Genomic DNA, 24,088 nt, shown 5'->3' on the forward strand with positions numbered 1-24,088 from the left:
CAGCTTATGACTACAAGTAATCAAAGGACAGACTGTGAACCCAATAATCCGCAGAAAGTTGAAATGCTTAAGGAGAAACTCAATTCTAGGACCAACATTGACAGTGTTGTGGATTTTCTGAAGATAATCTCTGATCCTACCAGAATGAAAATGCTTTTGATATTGGAACATGATGAAGTCAGTGTAAATGACATTGCCGTAACCATGGATATGACTAAATCAGCTATATCTCATCAGCTAAAACTTTTAAAGGATATGGGGTATGTTAAGGGGCGAAAAGAAGGTCGTCAAAAATACTATACTTTGTATGATGATCATATAGTAAACATCATTCACGCTGCCTATGATCATGTGAAGCACTGCTGATTATTTGCCTATAATCAGATAAAAGGAGGACTTGTTATGCTTATTGGTTACATACTATTTTTTATTTTCTACGGTGCCTATTTCACGAAAATGATGCTTCAGAGGCGTAAAGGCATCGAAACCGATCAATTAGGTAAGGGTGGTAAGGTTTATGGTAACAGAACTTTTGAGATTGTATTAAAATTTACAACCTACTTACTAGCGATGCTACAATTGATATCAGTTTATATATTTGACCCAAAATCTATACTAATAAGTCAACTTTATGCTGGATTAATAATCTCAGGTATTGGAACATCCATCTTTATCATAGCTATGTACCAGATGAAAGATAGTTGGCGGGCTGGAATAGACCCTTCAGCGAAAACTGATCTAGTAACCGATGGCCTCTATAGTTTTAGTAGAAATCCTGCATTTGTTGGATTTGACTGCTTTTATATTGGTTTTGGTATTGGCTATTCAAACATCATTATTATGTTTTTGTCGGTGTTTACAATACTTCTTTTCCACAACCAGATCCTTCAAGAGGAAAAATATCTTGCAGACGAATTTGGGGAAGACTATATACGCTACATGAAAGAGGTTCCCAGATATTTATTATTAAAAAGCAATTAATTGCTCCTATTAAAAAGTGACTCATGCCTAGAATTGTCAGTAAGGACTCTAAATACATGCAAATGTAGCAGGTTGATATCTACGCTATACAGGCGTAGGACGATGCTAATAATATAAGAAAAATGCTCTTTCGCTGTTTTGTGAAAGAGCATTTTTTGTATTAGATATTGAAGTATCTCATGTATTCATTTTTTACTGAAGCCTGCGATAGCTTGGCATATAGTTTATGACAAGCTTGTCATAAGGTGTATTATGGAAAGCAAATAATTATGTAAAGTAAACTGATGAATCGTTATGAATTGGGTGTTATCCATCAGTTTTTCTTTACATAAGAGTCACGATTTACGAAACTTATTTCATAAGTCTTTTAAGCCAATCCATTAATGCTGTATCATCTCTCCATTCTTCTTGTTGTTGATCTGGAAGAATTTCCTTCCCATTATTCATTTTTTCCAATGCTTCACGTTTCATCTTTACGCTTGTTTTTGAGTAAATTTCAGTCACCTTCAAATCTGTATGCCCCAGAAAATCTCTTATAAATATTGGATTCACATTTGCTTCTGTTAGATGCATCGCTTTTGTATGTCTTATTCGATGGGGTGAAATCTCTGTAATCCCGCACTGGTTAGCATATTTACTTAATATATACACAATGCCTTGACGAGTAAGTTTTTTTCCTTGAGAATTGAAAAATAAAGGATGTTCACTTTTTACATAATAATCCAGGTTTTGTTCCTTTAAGTATTGTCTCATCAAGATAGCTGTTTTATCCATTAGCGGAACACGTCTTGTTTTTCTACCTTTGCCAGTCAACTTCACTTGTGCAGGCGTGTTAATTCTTAAATCACGTACCTTTAAATCAGCAAGTTCCTGTACCCGAGCTCCGCTGTCATACAATAGGGTAAGTAACGCTTGATCTCTGCGACCTTTCTTCTTTGATGTATCAGGTGAAGCTAACAACTCTTTTGTTTCATCTTCATTAAGGTAACTGATTACTTTCTTTTCTGCTTTTTTAAAGGGAATAGCTAACACTTGCTGACATTGAAACATGTATTCAGGAACCTGTTTTTGTATATATCTGAAAAAAGAGTGTATTGCTGCTAACCGTTGATTCCTTGTACTAATACAGTTGCCACGTTCTGTTTCGAGCCAGTTTAGAAATTCTGTGATTGTGTCCACGGTCAAATCACTGACTTTAAGGTTGTTGCTTTTTACATTCTTTACAGATGTCATATAATTCAGCAGTTGTATATAAGTATCACGATAAGAAGATATCGTATTATTACTTTGGTTATGTATAATTGGAAGTTCATTTAATAGAAAATTACTTAATAGTAGCGGGAAATCGTTAGTCATCTTCATATTCTGTTTTAACCTCCAAATCTGGTATAATCTGACTGTAAATCTGATTAATCTGATTGACCAAATCCGGAAATACTTCAGCTGTAAGTTTTAAGTATTTTCCGGTTTCTGATAAAGTAGCATGCCCCAAATAAGTCATCAATAGTGGTAATGCAACTTCATGGGATATTCCTTCATGGAACATTTTACTCATACTATGTACACAAAAAGTATGCCTTAAGTTATGTAGATGTGGTCCACCATATTTACGTCCTCCTGATTTAATGCCACATTCAAAAAGAATATCATGAAAATAATGATTAACTGCCGTTTTTTCATAATGACCTGTTCCTCTGTTACTTTTAAAAAAATATTCATCTCCGAAATATAACGGATGGATTTTTTGTTGTACCAATGCATATATTCTGCGACTGATTCCGAGAAGGGAACATCCCTATCTTTATTGTTTTTTGCATTTTTTACATGTAGAATTTTATTCTTAAAATCCACATCTTTCATCCGTAGTCCAAGTGTTTCTGAAATACGCAATCCACAACTATATTGAATTCTTAGAATGGTAGGATAAAAGATATGAGTTCGGGATGCATGTGGTTTTATATTATCAGCAGCACAAAAAATATCATTGATTTCATCATGTGTAAAAATATATGGTTTGAAATTTTCATATTGTTTCGTTACATTAGAGACATCAAGTATATATGCAGAAATACCATGTCTTATCATATACTTAGACAAAACTCGTATAAGTGCAACCCGGCTTTCTTGTGTCGACTGATGCCAGTTAGGGTCCCGTTTGACAAATGATAAACATAATTCTTTTGTCAAACCCTTTGTACAATCAAATGATTTGCTCATCTCATCCAAAACACCCATCAATCGTTCTTGTTCCTTGTACTTGTATCCAAGATTTCTTTTTTCGATCAACATTCCTTGTAGGTGTAAAGCCAAAGGACCTGAAAATAGTTTATTCTCTGACATAATCCTTCACCTCCAGTTCTAAGGTGCATTTCTTTAGTCCCTTCATATCCACTCGCAGATAATGCTTAGCAACCTGTGGATCAGAATGCCCCAGGATATCTGAAATCATGTTTACTCCAACGTTGTTCTGTAAAAGATTAGTTGCCAGTGAATGTCTAAGTGAATGCCAACCGCAATGCTTTGTTTTCTCTACCGGAATGCCTGCACGTTTTAACGCTTTATTAAAATTATGCCCAAGAGTGCTTTTAAATGGTTTACCTTTATAAGGCGCATTATGTACTACAAATATATTTTCACAATCTGTAATAGGACGCCCATTTTTCAAATAGTCAATGATTGCCCATCCTACATCATTTGGAATTGGAAGTGTAAGTGGTTCCTTTGTCTTATTTTGAATGATTGATAGCTGTTTACTGAACCAATCGATATCATCAATCTTTAAATTGATTATGTCTCCAATCCTCATACCGAGTCTTGCTGCAATTAGCATCATAGCATAATCACGCTTTCCCACAGGATTAGTTGTATCTATTGCGCTTATTAGTGACTGGATTTGATCTTCCGTCCATACATTAGGAAGCTTTAAACGAGAACTTTGAGGTGCTTGTGGGAGATAATACTCAATGGTATAATCAACATACTTGTTCAGATAAGCATATTTGAAATATTGACGTAAGATGGAAATTCTCCATGCAATAGTGCCGGGAGCTAACCCTACTAAAGATTCGACATATCTTGAAATGAGTTTGGCCGTTATACCATTTAAATCATAGACATTTGCTGCATCTAATAATAGAATCAGCTCTGTAACTGTAGTATTAATTCTTGTTATATAGTTATGCGAACGACCATATTCCACTTTCTGTTTTATAAAGTTTTCGGTTACTTCCTTAAAAGCCTCAGGCCATACTATTTCCCCATGAAAATCATGTCTTCGAAATAAAATGCCAAAATTATAGTATTCTGCAAGCGAACGGATAACACGGAAATAATACATTTCATTCTTGGAATTTTCTCCAGATGTAACAAAACCACCAAGTTGATTAAACTTCGTTACGAGGAAATCTGTTCCAATGGATTGTGAATAATCGCAATCACCTGCGTATTCTGTAAATTCCTGAAAAACTTTCCTGTACCTGCGCATGGAATCCTCAGAATAACCAAGCTCAACCAACTTGTTTTCCAATTCTTTACACAGATTAGTTACTTTGATTTGTCTCATCATAACAAATCACTCCTTTAATCTAATAGTAGTGCTTTCAACACTCCAATTAAATTATTAATTGTTATGACAAGTAAAGCAATTAAATATATAATAAATACAATGGGTTTTAAAAATTACTTTACATAATCACTTGCTTTCCATAATATACTTGAGTTGTACTGATCTTCGTATGACCCAAGATTTTTTGGACCGTAGTTAGTGAAGCACCATTCTCAAGTGCTGCTGACGCAAAAGTATGGCGAAGCCGATGGGGATATAAATGGATATTGCACCTCTTGCCAATAGAAGCAATTTCATCCTGAAGTGCTCTTATCGAGACTTTCTGATAGGGCGGTCTTAGTTGGGTGAATAAGTATGGGCTTTCACCTTTGCGTCTGCTATGGTAGCGTTCTAGATACATCAGACACTTCTTATTCAGATAGCAGTAACGAACTTTCGAACCCTTACCGAGTACATGAAATTCACCAGTAACAACTTCGCTGTAAAGAAGGTCTATTATTTCTCCAATTCGACAACCGCTTGCGAGAAGAAACTCAAAAACTGCTCTTTCTCTATCAGTTTTACATGCTTCACGGCATAATTCAATTTCAATTACACTAAGCCCTTCTCGAGTATTATGAGTGCATTTTGGATAGTGGAGATGAGCTGCAGGGTTGTAATCAATAAGATTTTCCATAGCAAGCCAGTCCCAGAATGATTTTATACAAGAGATAATCCCACTTATTGAGGAGAGTGAATTGTTTTGGCTCTTATAGTGTAAGAACTGCCGTAAATCATTGAGTGTTATATTTTTGGCGGGTTTATTAATGTAGAAAGTTAGTTCTTGGAGCATATAGAAGTAAACTCGTAAAGTACTTTTTGATAGCCCTTCAAAATGTCTTACCTTTAGGTATGTATGGATGTACTCAGGTAGATCAGTTGCTGTAATAGGGAAATTGTGTAAAGGATGAATATGATAGTCTGCTAAAATCGAGTCTATAATGTTGGATGCAAGGACATAGTCAGTAATAATGCCATCTTCGTCAAGTCGTTCTAGAATGATTTTTGTTACACTTAGCATATTGATCACCTCAACTCAAGTATACAGGATTTTACTTTTGAAAATCCATAATTATGAGTTTGCATTTGCTTCATTCCTGGCCTTTATAACGCGGTAGTTGAATAATGAAATACCTAAGATACTGAAGGTTCCATCAATTTGACAAGCCTTTTTATAATGCCCTAAATATGAATTGTAATATCATAAACAAACAAAAAATATAATTAGCAAATACCTAAATTGTAAGTTGGTTATGTTATAATTGTATGTAATGCTGAGGGTTGAATTTACGACCTTTATTGTGCAGGTGTTCAGGATGGAACATTAAGAAATTTATGATATTAGTCGGTGAACTCTATCATAAGTAGCCTTAAAATTTGAGTTAGAGCAGCTGAAGGAACGTCAAGTTGAGGGTATTGCAATTGCAAAAGCTCAAGGTAAATACAAGGGGCGGAAGAAAATCGAGATTGATGCTGATATGGAAGAGAATTTCCATCGGTGGAAAAGACGTGAGATTACTAAAGCGGAAGTAGTAAAACAGACAGGCTATAGCAGGTCTACGATATCTAGACGATTCAATGAGCTTGAAAGTGTGTGATTGTGACACACCTTCAAGCTCATTTTTTGATGTGTTTTGTTTCACCACAGGGTGGCCTGAAATACGCTGAATATGTATATTTAAGGTGTATGAAGAGTTGGGTAAGGAATGGATGCTATAAATCTAAAAAAAGGACAATCATGGACAATCATGGACAGGAAATGCTTTACAAGTCCATGATTGTATGGTAAAATTACATTGAGGTGATGAAGATGGAACAAAATTCTATGACAATTGATGAAGCAGCAGATAAATTAGGTGTACATCCTAAAACAATAAGACGTTATATTAGCGGTGGTAAGATTTCAGCTCAAAAGATTGCTGGATCTTGGAGAATCAATGAAGAATCTTTAAAGGCATACGTTGATTCATGTGAAGCAACGGAACATACGCACCAACCAGTCAGTAAAGATGATTTTTGTATTTTTATGGACAGTGAGTATTTTGATTCAGAGGAAGTTATACAGATATGCACAATCGTTGATTATTATGTATACGATGATAGTGTGAAGCAATTACTGAAAGAAGTTGTCGGTGTTGTCGCTGATCATAGCTTGGATAACAAAAAAAGTAGATTCAACTACGTTTACGACGATGCTGATAATAAAATGCGCTTAGTATTTTGGGGTGCCCCTTCATACATAGGCAAAATAATAGAAGTTATGAAGGCCTATGAAAAAAACACATAAGGAGGTTACTTTATGAAAGAGAACAATTCAATATCAATTACAGGGATGACATGTGCATCCTGTGCAAATGCCGTTGAAAGAAGTGTGGCCAAGTTAGATGGAATATCTTTGGCGGCTGTCAACTTTGCAACCGAAAAACTTACATATGATTATGATACGGATAAAGTGGACGTTGAACAGATAAAAGATGCCATTAAAGAAGCAGGATATGGTGTGACAGAAGAAAGTCGTGTGAGTGAGGTTACAATACCAATTTCTGGCATGACATGTGCATCTTGTGCAGCAAATATTGATAAATCGATACGCAAGATTCAAGGTATTGAGAGTGTCAATGTTAATCTCACCACTGAGAAAGCAACAGTCAAGTATCAAGCAACTGAAACTCGTATATCAGCAATTAAACAAGCAATTGTAAAAGCAGGGTATGAGCCATTAGATATAGAAATCAAAGAAAATCTGGATGGTGAAAAAAATCGTCATGAAGCTGCAATGAAGCTGTTGTGGAAGAAATTTATTATTTCAATGATATTTTCACTTCCTTTACTAGTCATTGCAATGGGTCATATGTTGGGACTTCCATTACCGGGAATTATTAATCCGGAAAATAATCCTCTTAATTATGCATTAATTCAGTTGATATTAGTGATACCAGTCATAATTGTTGGTAATAAGTTCTATACAGTCGGATTCACGACTTTGTTTAGGGGAGCACCTAATATGGATACATTAATTGGTATTGGAACCGGTGCTGCGGTACTATATGGCATCTATGCAACAATTATGATCGCATATGGTCAAGTCGAATACGCCATGGATTTATATTTTGAAACTGCAGGTGTTATCATTACATTGATATTATTAGGTAAGTACTTAGAATCAGTTTCAAAAGGTAAGACATCTGAAGCAATTAAGAAATTAATGGGATTAGCACCTAAGACTGCACTTGTTATACAAAACGGTGAAGAAGTTGTTCTTCCTATTGACGAAGTAGAAGTAGGCGATATTATCATCGTGAAACCTGGAGAAAAAATTCCGGTTGATGGTATTGTAATCGAAGGAAGCTCCTCCGTTGATGAGTCTATGTTAACAGGTGAGAGCATGCCCGTAGAGAAACAAAGTGGTGATAAAGTTATCGGCGCCAGTATCAATAAACACGGACTAATAAACTTCAATGCAACGAAAGTTGGGAAAGACACCGCACTGGCTCAGATTGTTAAGCTTGTTGAAGATGCCCAGGGATCAAAAGCACCAATAGCCAGACTGGCTGATGTTATTGCAAGTTATTTTGTACCTGTAGTTATCGTAATAGCCATAGTTGCTGGTCTTGCATGGTTTATATCAGGAGAATCAGTTATCTTCTCGTTAACTATATTTATTGCTGTTCTTGTAATCGCTTGCCCTTGCGCCCTTGGCCTTGCAACTCCAACAGCAATTATGGTTGGAACTGGAAAAGGTGCTGAATATGGTGTGTTAATTAAAGGAGGACAACCCCTGGAAACAGCACATAAGATAGATACCATTGTATTTGATAAAACAGGGACAATTACAGAAGGAAAACCAGTAGTGACAGATATTTTAGTTACTGATCATCATGATACAAATGAGATATTAGCATTGGCAGCCTCAGCTGAGAAGGGTTCTGAACATCCTCTAGGAGAAGCAATCGTATTAAAAGCAGAGCAAGAAGGTGTGGTCTTTACAGATATAACAGGGTTTGTTGCTATACCTGGTCATGGTATTGAAGTTAGAATATCAGACAAGACTGTTTTACTGGGAAACAAAAAATTGATGTTGGACCGTCAGATAAACAATGTATTAGAAGAAGAAGCTGATAAATTTGCTAATGAAGGTAAAACACCAATGTATATTTCAGTGGATAATAAACTTGCTGGTATCATTGCTGTGGCAGATACGACCAAAGAAAGTAGTTTCAGGGCCATTAAAGCACTGCACGATCTTGGTATCAAAGTTGCCATGATTACTGGTGATAACACAAGAACAGCTAATGCTATCGCCAAGCAAGTTGGGATTGATCTTGTCTTATCAGAAGTATTACCAGAAGATAAGGCGAATGAAGTGAAAAAGTTACAAAATCAAGGTAGTATAGTTGCCATGGTTGGTGATGGCATTAATGATGCTCCAGCTCTAGCCCAAGCAGATGTTGGCATAGCCATTGGCTCTGGAACAGATGTTGCTATCGAATCAGCAGATATTGTTCTAATGAGAAGTGATTTGTTAGATGTGGTAACTGCCTTGCAACTCAGTAAACAAACGATTAGAAACATTAAACAGAACCTATTTTGGGCATTCGCCTATAATACGGCAGGGATACCTATTGCAGCAGGATTGCTATTAGCATTTGGTGGTCCTAAACTGAATCCGATGATTGCTGGCGGTGCTATGGCATTTAGTTCAGTATCAGTTCTTATGAATGCCTTAAGACTTAAAAGGTTCAAACCAGCTAAATAAACTTTTACAAGGAGGAATACCATGAAACAATATATTAGTATAGAAGGCATGTCATGTGCCCACTGTGTGAATCATGTTAAAGGGGCTTTGTCATCCATTGAAGGTGTACAAAAGACAGATGTCAACCTACACAAGAAAAATGCAATAATAGAAAGTGATATTGAGATTAATGATGCATTGATTATTCAATCAATCAAAGATATTGGATATAAAGTTATTGAAATCAAATCATAATAATTCTTGAAGGGCAACCTGTAGGATTGCCCTTCATTGAATATATTTAAATTAAGGAATATACTGTAATTGGAATAGAACGTATCTATTGCGACTAAAAGGAGGTCATATTATGTATCAATGCCCAATGAAATGCGATAATGGAAAACTTTATGATGAACCGGGTAAGTGCCCCACTTGTGGCATGAACTTAAAAGAATTAGATGATCATTCAATGGATGAACACCAACATCAACATAGCGCTCATACTGAAGATGAACATCACAAGCATCATGATCACCACATACATCACCACGAACATAGCAAAGAATGTGTTTGTCATGATGATGCATGTGATGGTAGTTGCAAAGTGAATTGCCAATGTACATTTTACGAAGCTGAACTTAAGAAACCAACCTTCGAAGCAAAGAAAACGAGCGTAACAAAAGCATATATTTGTCCTATGAGGTGTGAAGGAGACAAAACATACGAACAACCTGGTGATTGTCCAGTATGTGGCATGCATATGACTGAAGTGATTAGTTTTGGTAGTACAATGGATGCAGATGAGGATGAGGGTGTAAAAGCATACAAGCAAATGAGATTAAGGCTTATATGGTCAGCAATACTTTCCATTCCTATATTTGTCTTGGCAATGGGTGAACTTATACCTGGAATTAATGAAATTATTGAAGCGTTATTTTCAAGGAAAGTCAATTTGTTGATCCAACTGATTTTATCAACACCTGTTATGTTTATCTTTTCAAAGTTTATTTTTAAGAATTGTTATAAAAGTATTATACACAAGAGTTTGAATATGTTTACACTAATAGGCATAGGAACAGGTGCAGCATGGATTTTCAGTTTATTTGCTACACTAGTTCCTGGTATATTTCCAGCTGAAATTGTTGGTGAGAATGGTTTCCCACCAGTCTATTTTGAAACAACAGTTATTATATTGACATTAGTTATATTAGGACAAATGCTTGAACTATTAGCACATTCTAAGACTAATTCAGCCATAAAGGAATTACTTAGTTTAGTTCCTTCTACCGCTATTGTTATTAGAAATGGTGAAGATGTAGAGATTCCTTTAGAAGAGGTTTTAGTTGATGATCAACTTAGAATTAAACCTGGTAACAAAGTACCTGTGGATGGTATAGTTTTATCAGGTTCAGGAACTGTAGATGAATCAATGATATCTGGCGAACCAATACCTGTTGAGAAAGAAGAAGGAGAGAAAGTAACCGGTGGTACAATTAACAGCAATGGTAGCTTTATTATGGTAGCTAAGAGTGTTGGAGGAGACACAGTACTAGCAAGAATTATTACTATGGTTAATGAAGCTTCAAGATCTAAAGCACCTATACAAAAGATAGCAGATCAAGTGGCTGGCTATTTTGTACCTGTTGTTTTAGTTATATCATTGTTAACCTTGTTAGTTTGGGGCTTGATTTTAGGTAACTGGGAACTAGGTATTGTTAATTCTATAGCTGTTCTAATTATTGCCTGTCCATGTGCCCTCGGGTTGGCGACACCTGTATCAATTATGGTGGGAACAGGAAAAGGTGCAAAGCTAGGCGTCCTTATTAAGAATGCAAAAGCGATAGAGCAGATGAGAAAAGTTGATACTGTTTTAGTTGATAAAACAGGAACATTGACCCTCGGTAAGCCAGCTTTTAAAGATAGTGAAAGTTTTAGTCATTATAATAGTGATGAAATATTACAAATTGCTGCATCTATTGATAATAATAGTGAGCATCCATTAGCACAGGCGATTGTCAAAGCTGCAAAAAATAAAGGTATCTCTATAAATGATACAGCTGATTTTGAATCTGTCACAGGTAAAGGTGCAGTAGGCAAAATTGGTTCAAAAGTATATGGTATTGGAAATATGAAGTTGGTTGATTATCTTGGTGTCAAGTATGAGATAGATCTTAAGAAGATAACCGATAGGCAACTTAATGGCCAAACAGTTATGTATGTCGTGGAGGAAAAGGAATTAATTGGTATCGTCAGTGTTAGTGATCCTATTAAGGAGTCTACTCCAAAAGCAGTTAGAATACTACATGAATTAGGTGTTAAGATTATTATGCTTACTGGTGATAATACAAATACAGCCAGTTCTGTTGCAAAAGAGCTAGGAATTGATGATTATATGGCTGATTGTCTGCCAGAGGATAAGTTCAACAAAGTTAAAGAACTTCAAAGCAAAAATCAATATGTTGCAATGGCAGGTGATGGTATAAATGATTCACCAGCAATTGCTCAGGCGAATGTCGGTATTGCAATGGGTACAGGAACAGATGTTGCGATGGAAAGTTCTGACATTACATTGGTAAAAGGTGATTTAATTGGGATTGCCAAAGCAAAATCATTAAGCGTTAAGGTTATGAAGAATATTAAGCAGAATCTGTTTTTTGCATTCATTTATAATACCATTGGAATACCAATTGCAGCGCTTGGTTTATTGAATCCTATGTTTGCAGGCCTGGCAATGGCACTTAGTTCCATATCTGTACTTTCAAATGCATTGAGAATAAGGAAAATGGAAATATAATCGATGTACAGACTACATAAAGGAAAGCTAAAGGTTCCTTTATGTAGTCATATTTCTGTCATATTTACAGGGTATTGTGTACATATATATTTCGAAAAATACAATTAAGGAGAATAGTAATGACGGTTAAAAGAAAGCTCTATCTAGGATATTTTATCTTGGTTTTGATGTTAATTAGTTTGGGGAGTGTAGGCATCGTACAAATGGGAAAAATGAATGACAATATCAAAACAATGTATGAAAGTGATGTTAAGGCAATAGATTTACTTAAATCAGCACAATATAGTTTTGCCCTGGTTCAAAGGTCAGAGAAGAATATATTATTGGCATCTGATCAAGCGGAAAAAAAAGAACATTTTATGCATTTTGAAGAACGATATTTGGAAGATATTTATGGTAATATTAGTGATTATAATTTAATTAGCGAAGTGGAAATTGGTGGTCTAGTTGAAAGTATTCAAGAGTTTGAGTCTCTTCAAGCCAAGGCGATTCAGGAAAGTATTGATGGGAATAATGATGAGGCGATTAAACAGTCATTGTCAATTATGGAAGCTGCTGATAGCATTAATAATGAATTCATAGCTATGGTCGAAATTCAAATGGAAGAAATAGAACATCATTACATAAGTAGTGTATCGTTTTATGAATCAACAAAAAAACTTGTTGTAGTTTTCATTTTGAGCAGTATCATCATTAGTTTAGTCGTTGGATTTATTATTTCTTCATATATCAACAGACAATTAAAGAAAACAATGAGCTTTTCTTCTGATTTATCGAAAGGAAAATTTAACAAACCTGTTCAATCTAATAGAAAAGATGAATTCGGTGAACTATTTAGTAGTTTGAATATAACTTTAGCAACATTAGTTGATATGATTTCACAATCAATCAACATAGCAAGTGATTTAGATAAGGACAGTACAGTCTTGACTCAAGTTGTGGCACAAATGAAGACATCTATAGATAGTATACATAAGGAAGTTAACGATATCATTGATTCAAATACTGAAATTGAGCTGAAATCCTCAGAAATTGATCGTAATATAGACCAGGTTTTGAACGAATCACAGGTTATTTCGGGGCATAGCAGCGAAGCAAGTAATGATGCAAGCTTATTAAGGCGTGAATCTGAAAGTTTGAATGAAAATATTGAGGTTGTGAATGAAAAGAATAAGTTCGTTCTTAATTCAATATCACATGTAACAGTATCGGTAGATTCATTGAAAAAGGTTGCAGAGGGCATTGGGAGTATAACAACGATTATTCGAGGCATATCAAAACAGACATCTTTATTGGCACTAAATGCAAATATTGAAGCTGCAAGAGCAGGAGAAAGTGGCAAAGGATTTGCAGTTGTTGCCAATGAAATAAAAGCTTTAGCTGAAGAATCAAGTTCAGCAACCGACCAAATTGATAAAATGGTACAAGATGTACAAGTGAAAATTGACGATGTCGTTAGCAAAATTGATGAAACAAATACAGAAATTCATAGTTCTCATGAATATTTTACTGGTATGATGGAGGCTACAGAGAAATTGGGCAAAAGCATAGAGTCAGTGGCGGATCATATTATTGGTATCAACGATAAAGTGATTAAGCTTGTTGAGTCATCTTCATATGTGAAGAGTTCATCTGCGGATATACTTAACTTGGTGATTTCAAATGGTGATGCAACGTCTGAAATTAATCAAGAGATTTCAAACCAAGTCATTACCTTTAAAGAAATAATTCTTACATCAGAGGAATTGAAGAATAGGGCGAACAGCTTGACAGACAGTAATAAGAGTTTTGTACTTGAATAAACATTATAAGGTATTAAAACAACAAGGGGTAAAATAGATGAAGAAGAGCTATCGAAGTATTAGCATTATCGCTTATACAAATGTTGCAATAATATTTTTACTAGAAATCCTCCATAATCAATTGATGAATATATCAGAATTTCTTTTATTTGGAATACTCTTAGTTTATTCATTGGTCAATGGATGGTATATTCAACGAATAATTGCAAGACAGCGTAAGTATGAAACAGAATTATCCCATGAGAAAGTTTTCTCTAATCATATTCTGGAAACTATATCCTCAGGTGTTATCATTCTTGAGGCTAGATATAGGATAAAATATCTCAATAATTCAGCAAAAGAGTTACTTGGCGTAAAGGATGTTGAAGGAAGGCATATCTTTGAATATTTTAAGAATGAGAAAGCACGATTAAATAAAGTCATAGAAGGTACGGTAAGTGGAAGTATTAACCATAGTATACATGTTATTCAGTATTCGAAAGAATTACATGAAAAACATTTGGTTTTAAAAGCGCTACCATTTAATACAGAAGAAGAAAACCAAAGTCAAATCATGTTATATATTGAAGATATAACAGAACAGATTGAATTAACTAGAAAACTCGAAGAACAGTACCTTAATATGTTCAAAAGCTTTGTCAAATTCATCGATGCGAAAGATACCTATACGGGTTTGCATTCGTCGAATGTTAGTGACTATGTAAAGCTTATACTAAGTCAGATGGAAATTAGCAATGAGCTAGCTGATGAAATAATTGTTGCTGCTAATCTACATGATATCGGCAAAATAGGCATACCTGAAAGTATTCTAAATAAACCAGGTAAATTGACAAATGAGGAATATAGTAAAATGAAAGAGCATCCTTCAATCGGTGCAAACCTTGTTGGAGAAATTATTGGATATGAAAATATCTCTAAAATTATAAGACACCATCATGAAAGATATGATGGTCGAGGATACCCTGATGGGCTGAAGGACACGTCAATCCCTCTTGGTAGCAAGGTTATTGCAGTAGCTGATGCATATGATGCAATAACCACAGATAGAATATATCAAAAACATCGTAGTGTTGAGGAGGGAATTAACATCTTAAACAATGAAAAGGGAAAACAATTTGATCCCGAAATTGTGAATTGTTTTATTGAAGCACTAGAGATTATTAAGGTAGATGCTTCATGATTAAAGAAAAGTGAGGTAATGATATGAAAAATAAACTTCTAATAAGTTTGCTGATATTTGGAGCGGTTACAATTATGATTGGAATTTATGGTATAAATAGCCAAAAAGATCATAGCGTTAAGACAACAACATCCGAAGTTAGTAGAACTTCAAATGAGTTAAATGCCTTACCTATTCCTGCATTATTGGAGGACAAAAACCCAGAAGAGGGTATATCCGATTATTATCTTAATGTTCAAAAAGGGACAACTAATTTCATGGACGATTTATTAACACCTACTTTAGGCTATAACGGTAATTATCTTGGACCGGTACTTAAAACGGTTAGAGGTGAAGAAATAAATATGCACATTAGCAATGAGCTTAACGATACAACATCTGTTCATTGGCATGGCTTAGAAACTAATGGACCTGAAGACGGTGGACCACGTCAAATTATTGGTGTTAATAGTACTTGGGAACCATCCTTTACCATTAATCAGCCTGCAGCAACCTTATGGTTTCATCCCCATGTCATAGGTACAACAGCTACGCAGGTCTATCAAGGTTTAGCAGGCCTAATTATTATCGAAGATGAGAATTCGAAGTCTTTAAACCTTCCAGATGATTATGGCGATAATGATATTCCCCTAATAATCCAAGATAGAAGCTTCAATGAAGATGGGGCATTTGTTTACGCAAATAATATGATGAATGGTGCGGTTGGAGATAAGATCATTGTTAATGGTGCTATAACCCCTTATTTGGATGTTAAGCAAATGAAGTATCGGTTTAGAATTGTCGATGGTGCGAATGCAAGTAACTACAACTTAAGGTTAAGTGATGATAGCGAATTCTATCAAATCGCATCTGACGGTGGTCTCCTTGAAAAACCGATAGAGAGCAAAAAAATATTTGTTTCACCCGGTGAAAGAGCAGAAATCATTATTGATTTTGATAAGTACCAAGAAGGCGATGTCGTTGAGCTTCTAACAGATACTAAATTAGTTATGACTTTCAGAATTGGTGAAGCAGCAGAAGATCTGACGGTGATTCCTGAAAGGCTGACAGAGATTGAGAAAATTGATGAGAGCCTGGTAACGAGTGTGAAAACAATCGAACTAGATGGTATGGGTCACATGGTTAGTATCAATGGCAGAAAATTCGATATGAATAGAATAGATGACAATGTCACACTTGGTGATATTGAGATCTGGGAAATTACAAGCAACAGTACCATGATGGGTAAAATGGGTCATCCATTTCATATTCATGGCACCCAGTTTCAGATTCTCAGTCGTGATGGGAAAGAGCCACCCTTGAGCGAACAAGGTTGGAAAGATACGGTTTTTGTTCAAGCAGATGAAACTGTTCGAATTATTGTGAAATTTAATTATAAAGGTGTATTTATGTATCATTGCCATATTCTCGAGCATGAAGAAGCTGGTATGATGGGACAACTTGAGGTAATAGAACAATAATGAGAAAAAACTACATTTCAGTTTAATTGATAAATAGGGATATATTATCTCTATTTATTTTTTTTAGTCATATTTCTGCCTTATTTATGTAAGATAATTATAGAGTATAGTCCTAATAAAATTATAGGAGGTAAAGCATTGTATACATTTAAAATAAGACAAAAAAATATGTTATGTGGTCATTGTTTACTAAATGTAGCAAAATCTCTTGACAATATAAATGGAGTTTTGGAATTTGAAATAGATTTGGAGGAACAAGCTATTATTGTGAAGTGTGCGAATGATCATATATCAAAGCGGAAAATCAGAAAAGTGATTAACGCTTCTATAATCACTGGTAAAATTCCAATTGAGTTAATTGGAGATGATTGTAAATAAAAGAACGGAGGATGCATTATGAAGCAAAAAGGTTATGTTGTGGATCAAAAAGGTCCGATGTTAACTGTTCAAATAGCAAGAACAACAGCATGTGGAGATAAATGCAACAATTGTAGCGGTGGCTGTGAGAAAAAAGTGATAAATGTTGATCTTATCAATAACTTAGATGTTTCCGTGGGAAATTTGATTGAAATCGAGACGGATACAAGAACAATTATTAAGTCAGCTTTAGTTGTCTATATACTACCCCTAGTTTTTATGTTTTTAGGAATGATACTGGTTAATTATATGCTTGACATCATAGGTAAAGACCCAAGTGAAATCCTTATGCTTCTTGGTGGTATATTTTTCTTGTCAATAAGTCTGTTTGTCATCAAGGCTATTGATCATAAGATTAGTCAAAAGGGAAGTGTATTTAGAATCACAAAAATAATGTAAGGGATGCGTTTAAATTTGTAGTAGCTTTTTGGGAAGTTGTTACGCGCCCCATGTTTCTATAGCTACAAGCTTGTGAGGGCACACGTTAGTCATAAAGATATGCTACTATAAACTATATTTGAAATTAAGGAGGACTATGATGAATACTATTTACAAAGTACAAACGGACAAATCAATCTTTAATGCAAAAAACGATCTGGTAAATAACCTTAAAACAATTGGTTTTGGCGTTCTCTTTGAATTGAACTTTAAAGATAAAGTTGAGGAAAAGGGATTTAAACTAGCAAATAACTTTATTATGATGGATGTATGTAACCCAAGTACGGCAAGTGAGATTCTCACACAGAATATTGAAATGGGCTATATTCTTCCTTGTAAAGTTGTTATATATGAGAATAATGACCAGAGATATGTGGGCCTGTTGAAGCCAACCATTATGGTTGATCTGATAAGTACTGAATATAGAAAAATCGCTCAGGAAATTGAAGAAAAAATGATAAATGCAATAAATCTTAGTGCCTAGAAACAAAAGAAGCTGCCCTATAACTGGCAGCTTCTTTTATTGTACGCTTTAGCGTGATTTTTGCAATTTGTTCGAATTATTATATCTAGTCATATTTGTGCCATAATTCGGGTTCAAAATGAAATTAAGATCAATGAAGGAGGTCATAAACGATGATGATTATATTTTGGTTAGGTGCAGCATTTTTAATTTATTATTTGTATCAAAACGGTTCGTTTAATACATCAGCTAGAAAAAATCCAGAGGCACTATTAAAGGAGAGATTTGTAAATGGTGAGATAGACGAAGCTACATATCTTCAGATGAAAGAAACATTGAAAGGTTAGAAAGGAGCAGACTTATGATGGGTTATGGATGGTACGGCAATGGACTGTGCGGAAATTGGTTAGGACTTGGTGGTTATGGTATTTGGTCAGTATTGATAGTAATAGGATTGATTGCTCTGTTAGCAGCAATAATCATAGGCGCATCTAGTAAAAGAAATAATAGTGAAGCCTTGGAGTCGTTGAAGTCACTTTATGTCAAAGGTGATATCACGGAAGAGGAATATTTAAAAAGAAAAAACATCATAGAAAGGAAGCGTTAAAATGAAGAAATCGAGTATTGTGCTAGGAATAGTTGGTGCATTTGTACTAATGTTAGGTATAGGAGGTATTACACTTGCTGCTGAATCAGAAACAAGCGAGTATAACAACAGAAATAGTTTTAACATGTGGGATCAAAATTATGGTAATAGTGGTTTCGGTATGAACTTTGAAAGCAGAGGTTTTGGTGGCATGGGTGGTATGATGGGTGGAAGAGGATATCAATCTTTTACACCAGAAGGTGAGAAACTGGATATTGATACACTCACTCATGAAGTTGAGGCCTACATAGATGATTATGATGAGAATCTTGCCATTGGTGATATTTTTGTTTTTGATGAAACAGAGTACTACTACTCAATTATTGAAAAAGATACCGGTATGGGTGCTATGGAATTATTGGTTGATCCATATACAGGATATATCTTTCCTGAGTACGGCCCTAATATGATGTGGAACATTAAGTATGGTAACCATAATGGTGTTGGTATGATGGGCGGCGGCATGATGGGTAGCCGTGGTATGATGGGTTATGATCAAGATGATTATATCAGCTTTGATAGGAACTATGAAGAAACTAATGACTTAACTGCTGATGAAGCGTATAATGAAGCTAGGGACTATCTAAGTAGATATGGAGATGATCTGTCAGTTAGTGATGATTATCATGAGTTCTATGGCTATTTCACTTATCATGTTTTTGAAGATGGTATAGCTGCTGGAATGCTTAGTGTTAATGGTTTTAGTGGCGATGTCTGGTATCATGACTGGCATGGAGAATTAATAGAAATCATCGACAGTCATGAGGACGGTCTCGAATAAGTATAGGTAGGTGGCATTATGTACAAAATTCTAGTGGTAGAAGATGAACCTGAAATCAGTCAGGTTGTTATGAAATATTTAAAAATAAATGGATATGAAAGCACTCTGGCTGAGAATGGATTTGAAGCTTTAGAAAAGTTCTCGGAAAAAGAGTATCATTTGATACTGCTAGATGTAATGATGCCTGGTATTGATGGCTTTGAAGTCCTGGCAAGAATCAGGGAAACTTCAGATGTCCCTATTCTTATGGTAACAGCTAAGCAAGAAGAGATAGATAGGGTTAAAGGTTTTGACAAAGGTGCAGACGACTATGTGACTAAACCCTTTAGTCCCAGAGAATTGATGGGAAGAATCAAGGTTTTCCTAAAAAGGGTCTATAATTTAAGTGATGAAATGGTACTGATTGAGGACGAACTGAAGCTTTATGCCTCATCAATGAAAGTCTATAAAGGTGGTCAAGAAATCGATATGACAGCAACGGAGTTTAAGCTGCTCCATGCATTAATGAGACACCGTCGTCAGATACTTACCAGAGACCAGCTTATTGAACTGGCTTTTGGAGAAATGTACGAAGGCTTTGACAGGAACATAGACAGCTATATCAAAAGAATTCGTCAGAAGATTGAATCAGATCCGAAGAAGCCGGTCTATCTGAGAACTAAATATGGACAAGGATATGTCTTTGGAGGTGAGACCAGATGACCCTTAGAAAAGTGTGGATGTTGGTACTAGTCAGTGTTACAGTCATGGCCATAGCAGTTAATGCTATTATTCTGGCTTTCCTCACTGATCAGTATTTCTCTGATTATCTTACAGAAAGCTACGAACTCCATGTGGATCAAATCATGACTTATACCAGAGACGCATTGATCAATCCCAACATAAATCAAAATCAGATGCATGTTGAACTGGAATCACACCTGATTGACCCTATCATTGGCATCAAGCTCTATGACACTGAGGGTAATCTAATTGTTTCTGTAGACAGTGATTATCATATGAATGGCACCATGGGAATGATGGGCAGTGGCATGATGTCTAGAACGATGACTGATTCTTCGGAAGCAGTTGAGCAGTATGACATCGTAGCTGATGGTGAAAAATTGGGGATCATGAACATAACGGTACATAGCGTTGCTGAGAACTCATTTGTTGCTAGAAAATTTCAAGGCACCTTGGTACTTAATAGTTTGGTTTCAATTGGGATTGCCATTATCATTGCCTTCCTGATTGGTCTCTTGATCAGTAGAAGTATGGGGCGGTCATTAAAAGAGACAGAGCAGTTAGCTACAGATATACAGCTTGGCAAGGACAGTTCTATAAGACCAAGCAATATCAAAGAGGTTAATGCCATTCGTGATAGTTTGCAGGACTTGAGTGTTAGGTTGAAGCTTAAGCAGAAGACAAGGAAGTCTCTGGTGGATCAGCTGGTTCATCAGACAAGAACGCCCTTAACAATCTTAAAAAGTCACATAGAGGCCATTGAAGATGGGGTTATGGACTTGGATGGTTCAGAACTCAAAGTCTTTTGTAATCAGGTGGAGAATATTACCAGCATCATTACTGATATGGGAGCTATGATAGAGGCAGAACAGGCTTCAGATGACTTGCGAATTGAGACATTTGAGTTTGGTGCTGCCATTAGGCAGATACTGAATGGTCTCAAAGCCCAGTATAATAAGAAGGATATCGAGCTTCTTTGTATGTCGGATGCTAAAGTTCATGTTGAAACAGATAAAAACCTCTTGAGTCAAAGCATATATAATTTACTTACAAATGCATATAAATATACAGATAGTAACGGAGCTGTAAGGGTAAGTTACCTTACATACGACAAGAAGTTGGTAATCAAGATCCAAGATACTGGTAGAGGTATTGGGCCAACTGAAATTGATAAGATATTCAGAGCCTATTATAGAAGTAATAATGCTCTTGAAGAAAAAGGTGAAGGCATTGGCCTTTATATCGTTAAAGAAAGTGTCGCAAGAATAGGTGGCACTGTTGAAGTGGTATCAGAACTTGGGGTAGGTAGCACATTTACAGTATCCATACCCCTAACCTATAGTAAGGAGTGATATTATGTTAAAGAAATTGAAAGATAAATGGAATAAATTTCTAGATACCATTGCAGAGCAGAACAAATCAACTTATGGAGAAGGTGGTCTGAATTGCTGCGAATTGAAGGATGTTAATCAGACTAAGAAACAACATACCGATTAAGTGATGGTCTACTGATACCACGACCTTAATGTATTGCCTATGAATAAAAACAGCGACACATGTTGAGTACAAATGTGTCAACGGCGGTTTTAAATGCATATAAATGGCGTTGGTGTTATCTTCGTAAAACAGGCGCATTACGCGGCAGAATAAAGCTTCTGGAATTGGTTATACAAGTGCGGTATAATTGAGTCCAGAAGCATTACTATCTTATGAGGACTACTCTGTCTGTAATTTTCCTACAGTAATTTGACGCTATCGTGTTGCCAGATTCATTTGATTTCATTACGAGATTGTGTTAATATATTTATGTCGTATTTCTGACGCTTTCATGCGTATGCGACAACCCTTATTAATTATTTATACTCCCCTCATCGAAGATGCAGTGTAAAGCGCATAATATTGTGCATTTTACACTGCATCTTTATTGTGTCTAAAAATACTGTACATAACAGTTTTTGGTAGGTAACCATATTAATTTTATGGAACTAAAAAAAGAGAGCCAATTTCTACTCTCTTTAAGATTATGGCAAAAGCCTTTTGTTTGGAGTTTGAGGGGGTCGAACCCTCTTGGGCACATTTAACACTGCAATGTAGTTGGTGAAGCCAAATCATCCTTGAACTTATTTGGAAACTCCATGTGCGCCCGTTGCCACCATAAAAGTCATTACACATATACTCTTCATAATCAATTCTCCTTTAAACACAAGCTTGTTGATAGTGCCATTAAGAGATTTTCTATAAATTTTATAAGTAAAGGGAATCAGTGCGGATACTACGATTGCAGGTATTAACATGTATAAAGTATAACATATATAATCTTAGAGAAGCAACATTAGCAGTGTTGTCCAATTTGCAGGAAAAACTACTCCTGTTTATGATACCTATTTTAACTTTGCTCTTTTATGTTTTTATAGTAGTGTCTATCGTCCTGTCTCAAATAGTCTTCTAGGTTCTGACGAAGTTGATTGACTTCTTTGACCTTTTCTTTCTGGTCTTTATGTGATTGATAAAGTGAAGAGGATTTTCTAGTTAAACATTCAATGTTTTTTGTGAGCAAATTTTCTTGAGGAAAAGTGGTGGTCTTGTATGTGGATGACAAATAGTTATCTGCTGCCTCGTAAATAATTATTTCGGTTTCGTAATCCCTGAAGAATTTGTCTCTATCTTTGGCAGATAAATAATTCTTGTAGATGGCATGATATTTATTCTGATTTTGTAGGTTTTGGAGTGTTGTTTTTTTATTATCTATGTCATTTTCTAGCACCTTGATTTCAGATTGTAACATTCCAAGTTTATCATGGACTTGCTCAATGTATGAGTTAAAGGAATCAATATCGGTAAGATTGTTTTCGTTTATTTCATTCCAAGATTTAGACATGATTTTCAGGTTTTGAAGTTTAAGCCACTTTGCAAAACCTTCAGACCGTGATGCTAATTGGTTTGTTGAAATATCAACAATTCTATTTGAATGACTCTTGGAAGTATATATTCGATGTCCTTTATTCTTTTGGGAATCAGCAATCCTTTCTTTGATTTTATCTTCAGTATAATCATCACCAATTGTCTTTGCCCTTGTAAATCGTTCTTGTCGGACAGCCTTGAATGAAATGTGTTTGCCGTATTTGATTTCATATCCTTGTGATTGTAGAATCCTTAAAAAATCATCCCAGTTTTTAGCTTTCTTGATTGCCAAGTCAATGGCATATTGAAGTTTAGCTTTGTAGCTGTTACCATTTTTTCTCTCTTGGTATTCTTTATAAGAGCTACCTTTTGTTTTATTTCTGGCTTGGCTAGTGTTGGATTCAGAGGCAATTGACAGTTGATGTACTCTGCAGAGTGAATCGCTAATATTTCGAATCTGGTGGTAACTTCTTTTGTTAGAAATATATGCTTTTCCGTCAAGATGGTTCACATTGTTAAAGATAATATGATTATGAATATGTCCTTTGTCAACGTGGGTTGTCAGAACATATTCATACTTTCTTTGCAAATGTTTATCGCATAAATCTTGACCAATAGTATGAGCAAGCTCTGGAGAAACTTCTCCAGGCATAAAAGATTGTATAAGATGCCGGGCAAGGTTTTTGCTTTGGCTGTTCATTTTCTCTTTGGTTTTTGCAAACTCAAGAGCTGCAGTTTTATGACCACAAAGGAAAGAAGATATTAAGATTTCTTCATCTGTTTTTGCAGGATCACAGATATAATCTATGCTAAGGTTTAAGGTAGTTTTGATAGGATGGATTTTAGTGATAGCCATATTTCATTAGTCATCTCCTTGATTTCTTTTATATCATCATCATAAATTGTATCAGTTGAATTAACGCGTTTCGCAATTTGATTTATATTCGTAGCGATACCAGTCATTTGTGATGATACAACTTTCAATGGTGCGTTATCCAGTTTGAAAATTTGTCCGTCGATAGCGATTTTTCTCATATAAGCACCGGTATTACTAAAACCGGCAAGCTTTCTTTTTTCTTCTATTAATTCTTTTTCTTCTTCTGTGACCATTATATGTACGCTATATGGTCTTGATCTATTTGCCATAACTGTGCAAGTCCTTT

Annotated in this window: 25 protein-coding genes; 18 read left to right on the forward strand and 7 right to left on the reverse strand. The window is 35.4% G+C overall.

Annotation, left to right across the window (positions count from 1 at the left end; genetic code table 11):
- Window positions 1-6: 6 nt before the first annotated feature.
- Together PATL70BA_RS15665 and PATL70BA_RS15670 are read left to right on the forward strand one after the other, a co-directional pair.
- Complete coding sequence (locus PATL70BA_RS15665; protein WP_125138261.1) at window positions 7-366, forward strand: ArsR/SmtB family transcription factor; 360 nt, start codon at window positions 7-9, stop codon at window positions 364-366.
- A gap of 36 nt (window positions 367-402) precedes the next feature.
- Window positions 403-981 carry a methyltransferase family protein gene (locus PATL70BA_RS15670; RefSeq protein ID WP_125138262.1) on the forward strand — a complete coding sequence of 193 codons (579 nt, stop codon included), beginning with the start codon at window positions 403-405 and terminating at the stop codon, window positions 979-981.
- Window positions 982-1,332: 351 nt separating this feature from the next.
- Here PATL70BA_RS15670 and PATL70BA_RS15675 read toward each other — a convergent pair whose 3' ends face one another.
- The 5 genes from PATL70BA_RS15675 to PATL70BA_RS15695 form a co-directional block, all read right to left on the reverse strand.
- Window positions 1,333-2,343 (reverse strand): tyrosine-type recombinase/integrase, encoded by a 1,011-nt coding sequence (locus tag PATL70BA_RS15675; protein WP_125138263.1) that lies wholly within the window; start codon window positions 2,341-2,343, stop codon window positions 1,333-1,335.
- Window positions 2,330-2,536, reverse strand: a complete 207-nt coding sequence (locus PATL70BA_RS16340; protein ID WP_172596292.1) for a site-specific integrase — start codon at window positions 2,534-2,536, stop codon at window positions 2,330-2,332. The genes PATL70BA_RS15675 and PATL70BA_RS16340 overlap by 14 nt, the downstream gene beginning before the upstream one ends.
- 23 nt (window positions 2,537-2,559) lie before the next feature.
- Complete coding sequence (locus tag PATL70BA_RS15685; protein ID WP_125138265.1) at window positions 2,560-3,321, reverse strand: tyrosine-type recombinase/integrase; 762 nt, start codon at window positions 3,319-3,321, stop codon at window positions 2,560-2,562.
- Window positions 3,308-4,546, reverse strand: a complete 1,239-nt coding sequence (locus tag PATL70BA_RS15690; RefSeq protein ID WP_125138266.1) for a site-specific integrase — start codon at window positions 4,544-4,546, stop codon at window positions 3,308-3,310. The genes PATL70BA_RS15685 and PATL70BA_RS15690 overlap by 14 nt, the downstream gene beginning before the upstream one ends.
- Before the next feature lie 118 nt (window positions 4,547-4,664).
- Complete coding sequence (locus tag PATL70BA_RS15695; RefSeq protein WP_125138267.1) at window positions 4,665-5,606, reverse strand: tyrosine-type recombinase/integrase; 942 nt, start codon at window positions 5,604-5,606, stop codon at window positions 4,665-4,667.
- A gap of 789 nt (window positions 5,607-6,395) precedes the next feature.
- On the opposite strand from PATL70BA_RS15695, the gene PATL70BA_RS15700 reads away from it, so the two are divergent.
- From PATL70BA_RS15700 to PATL70BA_RS16350, 16 genes are all read left to right on the forward strand, one after another.
- Entirely contained in the window at window positions 6,396-6,872 is a 477-nt protein-coding gene (locus PATL70BA_RS15700; protein WP_172596293.1) for a helix-turn-helix domain-containing protein, read from the forward strand.
- Window positions 6,873-6,884: 12 nt separating this feature from the next.
- Window positions 6,885-9,341: a heavy metal translocating P-type ATPase gene (locus tag PATL70BA_RS15705; protein ID WP_125138269.1), complete on the forward strand. Its 2,457-nt coding sequence runs from the start codon at window positions 6,885-6,887 to the stop codon at window positions 9,339-9,341.
- Between the two features lie 21 nt (window positions 9,342-9,362).
- Complete coding sequence (locus PATL70BA_RS15710) at window positions 9,363-9,575, forward strand: heavy-metal-associated domain-containing protein (protein ID WP_125138270.1); 213 nt, start codon at window positions 9,363-9,365, stop codon at window positions 9,573-9,575.
- Window positions 9,576-9,687: 112 nt separating this feature from the next.
- Window positions 9,688-12,114: a copper-transporting P-type ATPase gene (locus PATL70BA_RS15715; RefSeq protein ID WP_125138271.1), complete on the forward strand. Its 2,427-nt coding sequence runs from the start codon at window positions 9,688-9,690 to the stop codon at window positions 12,112-12,114.
- 119 nt (window positions 12,115-12,233) lie between these two features.
- A complete protein-coding gene (locus PATL70BA_RS15720) occupies window positions 12,234-13,916 on the forward strand; it encodes a methyl-accepting chemotaxis protein (protein ID WP_125138272.1) in 1,683 nt (560 codons plus the stop codon).
- Between the two features lie 37 nt (window positions 13,917-13,953).
- Window positions 13,954-15,096 carry an HD domain-containing phosphohydrolase gene (locus tag PATL70BA_RS15725; RefSeq protein ID WP_125138273.1) on the forward strand — a complete coding sequence of 381 codons (1,143 nt, stop codon included), beginning with the start codon at window positions 13,954-13,956 and terminating at the stop codon, window positions 15,094-15,096.
- Window positions 15,097-15,119: 23 nt separating this feature from the next.
- The gene (locus PATL70BA_RS15730; protein ID WP_125138274.1) at window positions 15,120-16,556 is read left to right on the forward strand and encodes a multicopper oxidase family protein; all 1,437 of its coding nucleotides are present in this window, start codon (window positions 15,120-15,122) and stop codon (window positions 16,554-16,556) included.
- A gap of 138 nt (window positions 16,557-16,694) precedes the next feature.
- Window positions 16,695-16,934: a heavy-metal-associated domain-containing protein gene (locus PATL70BA_RS15735; protein ID WP_125138275.1), complete on the forward strand. Its 240-nt coding sequence runs from the start codon at window positions 16,695-16,697 to the stop codon at window positions 16,932-16,934.
- 18 nt (window positions 16,935-16,952) lie between these two features.
- Window positions 16,953-17,372, forward strand: a complete 420-nt coding sequence (locus PATL70BA_RS15740) for a SoxR reducing system RseC family protein (protein ID WP_125138276.1) — start codon at window positions 16,953-16,955, stop codon at window positions 17,370-17,372.
- 136 nt (window positions 17,373-17,508) lie between these two features.
- On the forward strand, window positions 17,509-17,895 hold the full coding sequence (locus PATL70BA_RS15745; RefSeq protein WP_125138277.1) for a DUF302 domain-containing protein: 387 nt from the start codon (window positions 17,509-17,511) through the stop codon (window positions 17,893-17,895).
- 152 nt (window positions 17,896-18,047) lie between these two features.
- Window positions 18,048-18,221, forward strand: coding sequence for an SHOCT domain-containing protein (locus PATL70BA_RS16345; RefSeq protein ID WP_172596294.1), 174 nt, complete (start codon window positions 18,048-18,050; stop codon window positions 18,219-18,221).
- Window positions 18,222-18,235: 14 nt separating this feature from the next.
- Entirely contained in the window at window positions 18,236-18,481 is a 246-nt protein-coding gene (locus PATL70BA_RS15750; protein ID WP_125138278.1) for an SHOCT domain-containing protein, read from the forward strand.
- Between the two features lies 1 nt (window position 18,482).
- Complete coding sequence (locus PATL70BA_RS15755; RefSeq protein WP_125138279.1) at window positions 18,483-19,301, forward strand: hypothetical protein; 819 nt, start codon at window positions 18,483-18,485, stop codon at window positions 19,299-19,301.
- 18 nt (window positions 19,302-19,319) lie between these two features.
- Window positions 19,320-20,003 carry a response regulator transcription factor gene (locus PATL70BA_RS15760; RefSeq protein ID WP_172596295.1) on the forward strand — a complete coding sequence of 228 codons (684 nt, stop codon included), beginning with the start codon at window positions 19,320-19,322 and terminating at the stop codon, window positions 20,001-20,003.
- Entirely contained in the window at window positions 20,000-21,376 is a 1,377-nt protein-coding gene (locus PATL70BA_RS15765) for a sensor histidine kinase (protein WP_125138281.1), read from the forward strand. Before PATL70BA_RS15760 ends, PATL70BA_RS15765 begins: the two co-directional genes overlap by 4 nt.
- A 4-nt stretch (window positions 21,377-21,380) precedes the next feature.
- Window positions 21,381-21,521, forward strand: coding sequence for an LDCC motif putative metal-binding protein (locus PATL70BA_RS16350; RefSeq protein ID WP_172596296.1), 141 nt, complete (start codon window positions 21,381-21,383; stop codon window positions 21,519-21,521).
- A gap of 889 nt (window positions 21,522-22,410) precedes the next feature.
- On the opposite strand, the gene PATL70BA_RS15770 is transcribed toward PATL70BA_RS16350, so the two are convergent.
- Both PATL70BA_RS15770 and PATL70BA_RS15775 read right to left on the reverse strand, forming a co-directional pair.
- Complete coding sequence (locus tag PATL70BA_RS15770; RefSeq protein WP_125138282.1) at window positions 22,411-23,781, reverse strand: relaxase/mobilization nuclease domain-containing protein; 1,371 nt, start codon at window positions 23,779-23,781, stop codon at window positions 22,411-22,413.
- Window positions 23,742-24,071: a MobC family plasmid mobilization relaxosome protein gene (locus PATL70BA_RS15775; RefSeq protein WP_125138283.1), complete on the reverse strand. Its 330-nt coding sequence runs from the start codon at window positions 24,069-24,071 to the stop codon at window positions 23,742-23,744. Before PATL70BA_RS15775 ends, PATL70BA_RS15770 begins: the two co-directional genes overlap by 40 nt.
- Window positions 24,072-24,088: the final 17 nt, after the last annotated feature.

Source organism: Petrocella atlantisensis, from assembly GCF_900538275.1.
GTDB lineage: Bacteria > Bacillota > Clostridia > Lachnospirales > Vallitaleaceae > Petrocella > Petrocella atlantisensis.